This is a genomic window from Nonomuraea sp. NPDC000554, assembly GCF_040300065.1.
Classification (GTDB): Bacteria; Actinomycetota; Actinomycetes; order Streptosporangiales; family Streptosporangiaceae; genus Nonomuraea.
Genome location: NZ_JBEPDC010000006.1, coordinates 23,594 through 34,057 on the forward strand (window position 1 = coordinate 23,594; position 10,464 = coordinate 34,057).

Consider the following 10,464-nt stretch of genomic DNA (forward strand, 5'->3'; position numbering starts at 1 on the left):
GACACCCGTGAAAGTGGGAACGTGGCGGGCCGCGCTCGGGGCCCTGGTGCTCGGCGCGACGGCCCTGGCCGCCCCGCTGGCGACGGCCACGCCGGCGAACGCCTCCGACAACGGCCTGTCGATCAGACCGGCGATGGGCTGGAGCAGCTGGAGCTTCGTGCGGCGCTGGCCCGACGAGACCAAGATCAAGGCCCAGGCCGACGCCCTGGTCAGCAGCGGCCTGGCCGCCCACGGCTACGTGTACATCAACCTCGACGACTTCTACCAGAAGTGCGACGCGAACGGCTTCCAGGTCGACGGGTTCGGCCGCTGGGCGGTCGACGCCGCCAAGTTCCCCAGCGGGATCAAGGCGCTGGCCGACTACGTCCACGGCAAGGGCCTGAAGTTCGGCTTCTACGTGACACCGGGCATCGCCAAGAACGCCGTCACGGCCAACAAGCCGATCGAGGGCACGTCCTACCACGCCCAGGACATCGCCGACACCTCGCAGACGCACAAGAACTACAACTGCAAGAACATGTACCGGCTGAAGTACTCGCACCCGGGCGCGCAGGCGTTCATCAACTCGTGGGCCGACCAGATGGCCTCGTGGGGCGTCGACTACCTCAAGATCGACGGGGTGGACGCGACGACGGTCGCCGACGTCGAAGCGTGGGACAAGGCGCTGCGCCAGACCGGCAGGCCGATCACCTTCGCGCTGTCCAACAACCTGCCGATCGCCCAGGCCACCACGTGGAAGCGGCTCGCCAACAGCTGGCGCACGCAGGGCGACGTCGAGTGCTACTGCGGGCCGGAGCCGAACGGCAGCGGCTTCCCGCTGACCGACTGGTCGCACGTGTCCAGCCGGTTCAACTCGGCCGCGTCCTGGCAGCAGTACGCCGGGCCCGGCGGGTGGAACGACTACGACTCGCTGGAGGTCGGCAACGGCGACCAGGTGGGCCTCACCGCCGACCAGCGCCGCTCGCACATGACGCACTGGGCTATGATCGCCAGCCCGCTGCTGCTCGGCACCGACCTGACCGCGCTGACGTCCACAGACCTGGCGATGCTGACCAACGACCGGCTCATCGCCGTCGACCAGGACGGCGTGGCGGCCCAGCGGATCGTCAACAGCGGCGTCAACCAGGTGTGGCGCAAGCGCGAGGCGAACGGCGACTACATCGTGGCGCTGTACAACACCGGGACGTCCGGCAACTCCACCGTCAGCGTCACCTGGTCGCAGGTCGGCTTCACCGGCCCGGCCGACGTCACCAACCTCTGGTCCGGCGCGTCGGAGGGGGGCGTCGCCTCCTCCTACAGCGCCACCCTGCGCCCCGGCGAGACTCGGCTCATCCGCGCCCGGCCCACCGCCACGACCCCGCACTACGAGGCGGAGAACGCGACGATCTCGCAGGGCGCCGTCGAGTCCAACCACGCGGGCTTCTCCGGCACCGGGTTCGTCAACTACGACAACGTGACGGGCTCGTACGTCGAGTTCGCCGTCAACGCCGCCCAGGCGGGCGACGCCACGGTCACCTTGCGGTACGCCAACGGCACCACCACCAACCGCCCGATGACCATCGAGGCGAACGGCGCCGGCGTGACCCGCGACTTCAACGGCACCGGCACCTGGGACACCTGGGCGACCTCCACGCTCACCCTGCCGCTCGTCGCCGGGGCCAACACCATCCGGGCCACGGCCACCACCGTCAACGGCGGGCCGAACGTCGACTACATCGACGTCTCGGCGCTGACCCCGCCGGGCACCGAGTACCAGGCGGAGGACGCCACACTCGGGCAGGCCGTCGTGGAGTCCAACCACGCGGGCTTCACCGGGACGGGGTTCGTCAACTTCGACAACGTGATCGGCTCCTACGCCGAGTTCACCGTCACCGCCGCCGCGGCGGGCTCCAGGACCCTCACGATCAGGTACGCCAACGGCACCACCGTCGACAGGCCGATGGACGTCACGGTCAACGGCGCCGTGGTGGCGCCCGCCCGGTCGTTCCCGGCCACGACCAACTGGGACACCTGGGTGGACGCGACGGTCACCGTCCCGCTCAACGCGGGCGCCAACACCGTCCGGCTGACGGGCACGACCGCGAACGGAGGCCCCAACCTCGACCGCATCTCCCTCTCCTGACCACAGCCGCCCGCTGCGCGACGTGCCCCCGCCCCGGCTTCCGCGACAGGGCGGGAAGAGGGCGGGGGGCGCGCTGGTTTCAGGTGAGCGTGGAATCAGCTGACGTCGTGGTCATCGGCGCCGGGCAGGCCGGACTGTCCAGCGCGTACTTCCTGCGCAGGTTCGGCTTCGACCCGGTCGTGCTCGACGCGGGCGACGGTCCTGGCGGCGCGTGGCGGCACCGGTCGCCGTCGCTGACCATGGACAAGGTGCACGGCATCTTCGACCTGCCCGGCGTGCACCGCGAGCCCGACGCTGACGGTGCGCGGCCGGCCTCCCTGGTGGTGCCCGAGTACTACGCGGACTACGAGCGGCAGCTGGGCGCGCCCGTCCTGCGTCCTGTGCGGGTCCGCGCGGTGGCGCGCGGGGCAGGGGAGAGGCTCCTGGTGACGGCCGACGCCGGGCAGTGGGCGGCGCGGGCCGTCGTCAACGCCACCGGCACCTGGACGCGTCCGTACTGGCCGTACTACCCGGGCGCGGGCGACTTCCGCGGCAGGCAACTCCATTACGCGGGCTACCGCGGGCCCGAGGAGTTCGCGGGCCTGCGCGTGGTAGTGGTGGGCGGCGGGAACTCGGCCGCGCACGTGCTGTCCGAGATCGCCGGGATCGCGTCGGCCACGCTGTGGGTGACCCGCCGTCCCCCCGTCTTCAGGGACGACGACTTCGGCGAGGACGCCCGCAGGGACGCGGTCGCCATGGTCGAGGAGCGGGTGCGGGCCGGGCTGCCGCCGCAGAGCGTGGTCGCCGTGACGGGCCTGGGCTACACCCCGATCGTCCGGGAGGCGCTGGCCAAGGGCGCGCTGGAGCGGCTGCCGATGTTCTCCCGCATCACACCGGACGCGGTGACCTGGCAGGACGGCCGCCGCTTCGCCGCCGACGCGATCATCTGGGCCACCGGGTTCCGGTCCGCCCTCGACCACCTCGCCCCTCTGCGACTGCGTGAACCGGGCGGCGGCATCAGGGTGGACGGCACCCAGGTCCTGGCCGAACCCCGCCTCCAGCTGGTCGGCTACGGCCCCTCGGCCAGCACGATCGGCGCGAACCGGGCGGGCAGGGAAGCAGCGCGCGCGGTCCGCCGGCTTCTGACCGCCGCTCCCGTCCCGACCCCCTGACCGGAGCCCGCTTGGGCACCCCAGTCGCCTGCGAGTCAGGCGACGGAGTGGCTCACCGTGCCCGTGTACGTGCCGGTCACCGCCTGAGTGGGGACGTCGACCACGATGGTCGGGTTCCAGGTGGCCGAGTTGTCACCGGACCCCGAGATCTTGCTGAACGCGGTGTAGTAGCCGTCCAGCGTCTCGGCGTCCGAGGCGGTGGGCTGGCCGGGGACGAACGTGCCGGTGCCGGTCTTGGCGGTCGCGGGCCCCGACCAGTAGCTGACCGCGCTGTTCGGGACGGTCTCCGCACCCGACCCGCCGCCCGTGGTGAAGTCGGTGCCCCACACGGTCGCCGTCCAGCTGGCCGTGAGCGCGGTCCGCTGGTCGGTCACGGTGATCGAGCCGAGCTGCCCGCTGATCTGACTGCCCGGCGTGCCGTTCCCGATGTCCGCCGAGCCGCCGGGGACGGTGATCTGCAGCCCGTCACCCGCGGTCACGGTGAAGATCACCGTCGTCGGGCAGGCGGTCGACGGGGGGCACGTGTCGGCCTGGGACGTCAGGGCCACCGCCACGGTCGCCGTCGCGACGGCGACTCCAGCCCCCAGGGCACCCAAAAGGTTCTTCACGACTGCTGATCCCTCACTGAACCCCGCCCTGGTCCGGGCTGTACCTGTTTGATCGCATCCTGCTCAGCGTGGGACGTCAGGAAACGGTACTCATGGGCATCTGGAGAGTCCTTTGTCATGATCTGACGGCTCTTGAGGATTCCAGCCGAAAAATCACCAAAAGGAGGTGGTAGCGGCCTCCTGACTCGATCGGTGTCTCGTCAGGGAGATCGTCGCGCAGGAATGCCCGACCGGGTCCGCGGTGTCCGTTCACCGGACGCCGGTCAGGCGGACGCCGTACTCCACGGTGCCAGGAAGTCGCGTACCAGCCGGTCGTATCGCGGACGGTTCACGTTCCACGCCTCGGTGTGGCCCCCGCCGGCGAACTCCTCGTACTGGATCTTCCACCCCAGGCGCCTGGCCGCGGCGGCGAGATCGCGTGCCGCCTGCACCGGGGCCTCGGCGTCGGCGTCGGTGTGGATCAGGAGCAGGGGCGGCTTCACGGCGGGCGGATGGGTGAGCAGGTTGATCCGGCCCATGTCGATCCCGGTCCGCCATTCGGCGACGCGATTGGCCAGCCACGCGGCGACGGCGGGCAGGTGGAACCGTCTCGCGCTCCACGCGGAGGTCCGTTCCAGGTCGTACGGGGGCGCGTCCATGATCACTGCGGAGACGACGTTCGCCAGCGGCGACCTGACCAGGAACTGGCCGGCGATGACGCCTCCCAAGGAGGTGCCGTACAGGACGACGCGCCGCGCGCCCATGCCCTGCGCCGTGCGGACGGCGGCCTCCAGGTCGCGCCACTCGGAGTCGGCCAGGTGGATGAGTCCGTCGGGCGAGGGCGGGGCGCCCTCGTCGTTGCGGTAGCTGATGTCGAGGAACGGCAGGCCGAGCCGGTGCACGACAGGGAGCACCTTCTGCGCCGCTTTGCGCCGTCCGTTCTGGCCGTGGACGGCGATCACCCAGGTCTGGGCGTCGCCGGGGACGTACCAGGCAGGGGCGGGGCCGAGCTCCGTCGGGACCATGACCTCGGAGTAGGCCAGCCCCCACGCGACCTTGGGGTCACCGGGGGGAACGGCGGTGACGCTGCCGGGCGTGCCGACGGACGGGGTGGCGCCGCCGAGCATCCTGCGCGTCACACGACCGGGGGTGCGGGTCACGACCTCGCCCAGCATGGTGTTGGCGCCGCCCCACTCCAGCCAGTACGTCCCGGGCTTGCGGGTGTCCGGCGAGTCCGTCAGCGTCACGGTGCCGCTCTGGGCGCCGAGGACCATCGCCTCGCCTGCTCCCCAGTGCTGGACCTTGATCGCCTGGTCGCTGCCGAACCACGCGCCGTAGCCCGTCCCGCCGAGCAGGACGACCAGGACCGCGGCTGCGGCGATCCACGCTCTCCGTTTCCAGCGTCCGCGGCGCTGGCCTGTTCGAGGGGGTGCGGTCACCGGTTTGCCGGCCGTTCGCTGGAGCTCGGGCGTCATGCGGAATCCTCCCGCCGTGCGCGGACCTGGAAAGTCGCCTTCACGTTTACACCGTACACGGCGATGTATACGCTGTAAACGTCGTCGGTGGCGCGGCGGGCGGGAAACGGTCCTGCGGCGGCTTCGGGGCGTCTGCGGATCGGCTTTCGGAGAGCGGCGCTCTCTACTATGGAACGTAGTAAAAATATCGTTTCGGCAGGGACGCCGGTAACTGTGGGATAGATCTCGACACGCGGCGTTACTTCGCGTTAGGTTCCGGATATAAGGATCTTTGTCTGGCTATTCGGAGGTCCCCGTCTATGGACGTTCCCGGTTACACCGAGGTCCGGGAGCTCGGCCACGGCGGGACAGGCCGGGTGATGCTCGCCGTACGGGACTCCGACGGTTCGCACGTCGCGATCAAGCACCTGTCAGCGCAGTTACGCCAGGACGAGCGGTTCGTCAACAGGTTCCGCGCGGAAGCGCTGGTCATCAAGGACCTCGACAGCCCGCACACGGCCCGCCTGCTCGAGTACGTCGAGGGCGACGGCGACGCCGTCATCGTGATGGAGCTGGTCGACGGCGTCACCCTGCGGCGGCTGCTGGAACGCGAGGGCGCGACCGGTGCCGAGGCCGCGCTGGTCGTGCTGAAGGGCGCGCTGCTCGGCCTGGCCGAGGCCCACAGGAACGGCGTGGTGCACCGCGACTTCAAGCCGGAGAACGTGATCGTCACCCCCGACGGCCAGAGCCGGCTCGTCGACTTCGGCGTCGCCGCCCACTCGGGGGAGACCGCGCCGCTCGTCGGCACCCCCTCGTACATGGCGCCCGAGCAGTGGGCGGACGCCCCCGCCAGCCCCGCCACCGACGTCTACGCGGCGGCCGTGGTGTTCTTCGAGTGCCTCACCGGGCGCCGCCCGTTCGCCGGCGAGAACGTCGCCGCCCTCGCCTACCAGCACCAGCACGCCTCGCCCCCGCTGGAGGACATCGACGAGCCGCTGCGGCAGCTCGTCGAGCACGGCCTGGCCAAGGACCCCGCCGGACGCCCCGAGTCGGCCGAGGCGTTCCTGGCCGAGCTGGAGGAGACCGCCGCCGCCGTCCACGGCGACGACTGGGAGACGCGGGGACGGCTCGCGCTCGGCTCCCTGACCCTGCCGTTCACCATGCTGCTGCCGATGGCCAAGCCGGTGCCGGAGACCGGTACGAGCCTGTTCCAGACGACGTTCGCGCCGACGTCCAAGCTGGCGCTCACGGGCGGGCTGGTGCTGGCGACGGCCGCCGCGGTGGCCACGGCGTTCGTGATCTGGCAGGACCCGGCCGACAACGTCGACGCGCTGCACCCGGCGACGTCCCCGCCGCCGGCGACGGACGTCCCGGCGTCGCCGCCGCCCGCGACCCGGACGCCGGAGCCGACCGTCAGCATGTCCCCGCCCGCCACCTTCACCGCGGCGCCCAGCCCGTACGAGACGGCGCCGCCGCCCAGCTTCGAGGTCCTGCCCCCGACCACGCGGGCCCCGGACCCGGCCGAGACCAGGCCGCTGCCGACGCGCACCCGCGAACCCACCCGCGAACCCACCCGGGCCCCCACTCGGCCCCCCACTCGCGCCCCCACGAGAAGACCCACCACGCGACCTACGCCCGAGCCCACCAGGCCGGAGCCCACGCGATCCGAGACGAGACCGCCCGCCACGCAGCCGCCCGCGAGCACCCCGCCCGCCACGAGGCCGCCGGACCCCGGCACGCCCCCGCCCAGCAGGACCAGCAGACCGCTGCTGTCGGTCTCGGTGAAGGTCTCGCTGGACGTGCCCGTGCTCAGCGGCAAGGGCGACCGGCTCCTGGACGCCGACATCGGCCTCGGGCTCGGCACGGGCCTGCTCGGCCTCGTGGTCGTCCCCGGGTCGGTGCTGCTCGGACGGCAGATCGTGGTCCGCAGGACCCGCCGCCCCCGCGATACCGAAATGAAGTGAATTTGCAGGCGGTAAGGCTTGATCCTCTACTATCTAGCTTCGGAAGAGGGCGCCCCCGGCCTGATCGACTCCTGACCGGGCTGCCCTGCGGCACAGGCTAAGGAGAAGCGTGGCGGTTGCGTCCCCTGCCGGAAGGCGGCGCGGCCCGCTTCGACCCCTCGTCGTGACCCTGGTCGCGGGCACGGCAGCGACGCTCCTGGCGGTGTCGTCCGCCACAGCGGGCCAGGCGGCACCCAAGCCGACCGTGAAGCAGCTCAAGAAGGAGCTCGCCGCCCTGCAGAAAGAGTCGGACAAGCTCATCACCGACTACTACAACGGGCGGATCAACCACCAGAAGGCGGAGAAGGCCGAAAAGTCGGCCCGCGAGAAGCTGGCCGCCGCCCAGGAAGTCTACGACCGCGAGTCGACCCAGCTCAGAGCGATGGCCGTCACCCAGTACATGCGCGGCGGGCAGGAAGGCCTGACGCTACTGGGCAACGAGCACGACCCCACCGCGCTGATGAGCAAGCTGGCGCTCTCCCAGTACCTCGTCGACCAGCAGGACGCCAGGCTGCGCGGCTACGCCCAGGTGCGCGACGACCACAAGCAGGCGCGGGACGAGGCGAAGACCCGCGCCGACGAGCTCGCCGCCCTCGTCGATGACCTGGGCAAACGCAAGGAGAAAGCCGAGAAGCTGATCGACCAGATCAAGGACAAGATCGACCAGCTCTACCAGGCCCCCGGCGTGCGGCGCTCCGACGGCACCTGGGTGCCGCAACTTCCCGGCGGCTCCGACAACATCACACCGCGCATGCGCCTGGTGAAAATGTTGGTCAAGGAGCGGTTCGCGGTCCCGTTCGGGATCGGTTGCTACCGGACCATCCAGGACGGCGGCGAGCACCCCCTCGGCCGGGCGTGCGACTTCATGCTGAGCCGCGGCGGATCGCTGCCGTCGGCGGCGGAGGTCGAGCGCGGCAACGAGATCGCCGCATGGGCGATCAAGAACTCCAAGCGGCTCGGCATCATGTACATCATCTACCGCCAGCGGATCTGGCACGCCAGGACGGGAACGTGGCGCACCATGTCCGACCGCGGCGGCACCACCGCCAACCACTTCGACCACCCGCACATTTCGGTCTACTGACGGTCTGACGACGCCGGCCTGCGGGCCCCGTGGGCGTGATGCTCTCCAGCCGCTCACCGAGGAAGCGCCTGAGCGACCGACTCCGTCACGACGTCCCGCCGGACTTCATCGCTCATGGGCGTCCGGGGGCGCGCCTCAACTGTCTGTTCGGTGACGCGCACCGACGCTGACGCCGAGAACATGCGGTCCCTCGGTGGTGGCCGCCTGGGAAGGCGATCGGCGGGTGCCAAAGACTTTCGGGCTTGAGCCCTCGACGCGGATCGAGGGCTCAAGCCTGCTCCTACGCGCCGTCCTTGTGCAGCAACCGGTCGAGCCTGAGATCCAGGTCGATCATTTCGCAGCGGAGGAAGTCGAGCCTCCGCTGGATCTCGGACTGAACGGATGTGAGGTGCCTGGTGGTCTGTGATCGAAGGTTTGCGATCTCGATGCCGAGGGCCGCGAACTTCTGGTCCGTGCCGGACTGGGCGTCTGTGAGCTCCGCCCTCGCCTGGGCGACGTCGACCGTTGCCCCTGTGATCGCGGCCTGCATGGTCTCCATGCGCATGCAGATCTCTGTCAGCAGGTTCGCGTGTGCGCATCGCTGCCCATGGTCATCGAACGTGGTGCGACCGGGGTGCGTTGCCGCTTCGAGATCCTTCACACGGAGTTTCAGATCGATGATCTCCGCTTCTACGTCCACGTGCCCCTACCTTTGCGGTAGCTGGAGAAGGCCCGCGCCCTGACGGCCGGGCCCACCTTCTGTGAGCAGATGCTCGCAGGCAGTCAATGGTCCTGGCCATCGTCGCCTGAAGCCCGGGTACGGTTTTCTTCTACTCCGTGCAAACCCTCTTGCGCTGGCGGCTGGGAAGACGGGATACCAGGCACGTCCCCCCAGGGTCTCGGGCCTGCTGCGGCTGTGCCGAAACGGGAGCTCGTCGACGGACGTGGCACCGGGTGCGGGTGAATGTGCGCCGTGGCGCGATGTGCCGGGGCCCGTACGGTCGCCGGTAGAGGGTCTTCGGGCTGTTCCGTGTTGTCCAAGGGCGTGTTTCGAAAGCGTCGGGCTCGGCCTGAGCCAGCGGGGCTCAGGCTGAGCCTTGTGCGGGTTCAGTGAGCGATCGGGTCTGGGTCGTGGGCCGATCGGTGTGCTGTGGTGGTGGCCGGGTCTTTGCAGCACCGTGGTCGGTTGGACGTGAAGTGCTCGTTGATGTGCCGTCGAAGGGCTGCCAACTCGTCACCGAGAGCGGCGAGGTCTTGTCTCATCTCGGTCCGCAGGTCGGCGATGTCGGCCTTCACCTGGGTCATGCCGGTCGTGATCGTGGTGATGTCGTGGCGGGAGCGCTGTGCCGCTTTGAGCGTACGCAGGCGTGCCAGCAACTGGAGGATCTGTGCCTCCAGGTCCACGCATTGCTACTTGCTACCTTTGCGCAGATGGGAAGGGGCCCGGCACGCTGTGATGGCCGGGTCCTGACTGTGTGAGCACACCGTGGTAGAAAGCGCACCTTCTTGGCGGTCATCGTTCGTGGTCAGGGTGGTGTTCTTTACACCGGCACCCAGCGTGTTTCTTCCCCGGGGGGATTATCAGGGGCCCGGGTGCAGGTCACAAAAAGGGGGCCGTCCGCAGTTCACCGCGGTCCTGAACGGAAGAAGGGTCGAAGAGCGGACGGTCGCCGACCTTCGGCCCCAAGGTGTACAAGCAACGCCAAGCCGGGGAATCCGGCTCAACCGGCTCAACCGCCACCGAGTCGGGGGTGCCCGCTTCGACAAACTCACCATCTGCTACGTAGCCGCGCCCTGTGTCGCCGCGATCAACGAGCGGCTGTGAACCGGCTTTAGCCCCCCGGCGGGCTCGCTGGGGGGCTCGATCATGGCTGCTCTCAGTTGCTGTTCATGGGGTCGGGTGGGAGCGGGATATCGAAGTGTGTGAACAAGGCCTCGAACAGCTGCGTGTGCCTGTCGAGAATCCTGGAGTGGCTCTCCAGCTTCTCCGAGTGCTGATCCAGGATCTGAGTGTGCCGATCCAGGGTCCTGGAGTGTTCATCCAGAGTCTTGGAGTGTTGATCCAGGATCTGGGAGTGCTGCTG

General features: G+C 69.8%; 8 protein-coding genes. 4 read left to right on the forward strand and 4 right to left on the reverse strand.

Features of this window, described 5'->3' with window-relative positions:
• Positions 1-7 precede the first annotated feature (7 nt).
• Together ABT294_RS13450 and ABT294_RS13455 are read left to right on the forward strand one after the other, a co-directional pair.
• Complete coding sequence (locus tag ABT294_RS13450) at positions 8-2,122, forward strand: CBM35 domain-containing protein (protein WP_350805730.1); 2,115 nt, start codon at positions 8-10, stop codon at positions 2,120-2,122.
• A gap of 89 nt (positions 2,123-2,211) precedes the next feature.
• Positions 2,212-3,273, forward strand: coding sequence for an FAD-dependent oxidoreductase (locus tag ABT294_RS13455; RefSeq protein ID WP_350805731.1), 1,062 nt, complete (start codon positions 2,212-2,214; stop codon positions 3,271-3,273).
• A 35-nt stretch (positions 3,274-3,308) separates the two neighbouring features.
• Here the strand turns inward: ABT294_RS13455 and ABT294_RS13460 are convergent, their stop codons facing one another.
• A complete protein-coding gene (locus ABT294_RS13460) occupies positions 3,309-3,881 on the reverse strand; it encodes a hypothetical protein (protein WP_350805732.1) in 573 nt (190 codons plus the stop codon).
• 263 nt (positions 3,882-4,144) lie between these two features.
• Entirely contained in the window at positions 4,145-5,335 is a 1,191-nt protein-coding gene (locus ABT294_RS13465; RefSeq protein WP_350805733.1) for an alpha/beta hydrolase family protein, read from the reverse strand.
• A 299-nt stretch (positions 5,336-5,634) separates the two neighbouring features.
• Here ABT294_RS13465 and ABT294_RS13470 point away from each other — a divergent pair, with 299 nt between their 5' ends.
• A complete protein-coding gene (locus ABT294_RS13470) occupies positions 5,635-7,278 on the forward strand; it encodes a serine/threonine-protein kinase (RefSeq protein ID WP_350805734.1) in 1,644 nt (547 codons plus the stop codon).
• Between the two features lie 109 nt (positions 7,279-7,387).
• Entirely contained in the window at positions 7,388-8,401 is a 1,014-nt protein-coding gene (locus tag ABT294_RS13475; protein WP_350805735.1) for a coiled-coil domain-containing protein, read from the forward strand.
• Positions 8,402-8,681: 280 nt separating this feature from the next.
• Here ABT294_RS13475 and ABT294_RS13480 read toward each other — a convergent pair whose 3' ends face one another.
• On the reverse strand, positions 8,682-9,080 hold the full coding sequence (locus ABT294_RS13480) for a hypothetical protein (RefSeq protein ID WP_350805736.1): 399 nt from the start codon (positions 9,078-9,080) through the stop codon (positions 8,682-8,684).
• 407 nt (positions 9,081-9,487) lie between these two features.
• A complete protein-coding gene (locus ABT294_RS13485; RefSeq protein ID WP_350805737.1) occupies positions 9,488-9,784 on the reverse strand; it encodes a hypothetical protein in 297 nt (98 codons plus the stop codon).
• Positions 9,785-10,464 lie beyond the last annotated feature (680 nt).

Coding starts and splice junctions, on each gene's coding strand:
- ABT294_RS13465 (WP_350805733.1), bottom strand. CDS start 5,335: ATGACGCCCGAGCTCCAGCGAACGGCCGGCAAACCGGTGACCGCACCC.
- ABT294_RS13470 (WP_350805734.1), top strand. CDS start 5,635: ATGGACGTTCCCGGTTACACCGAGGTCCGGGAGCTCGGCCACGGCGGG.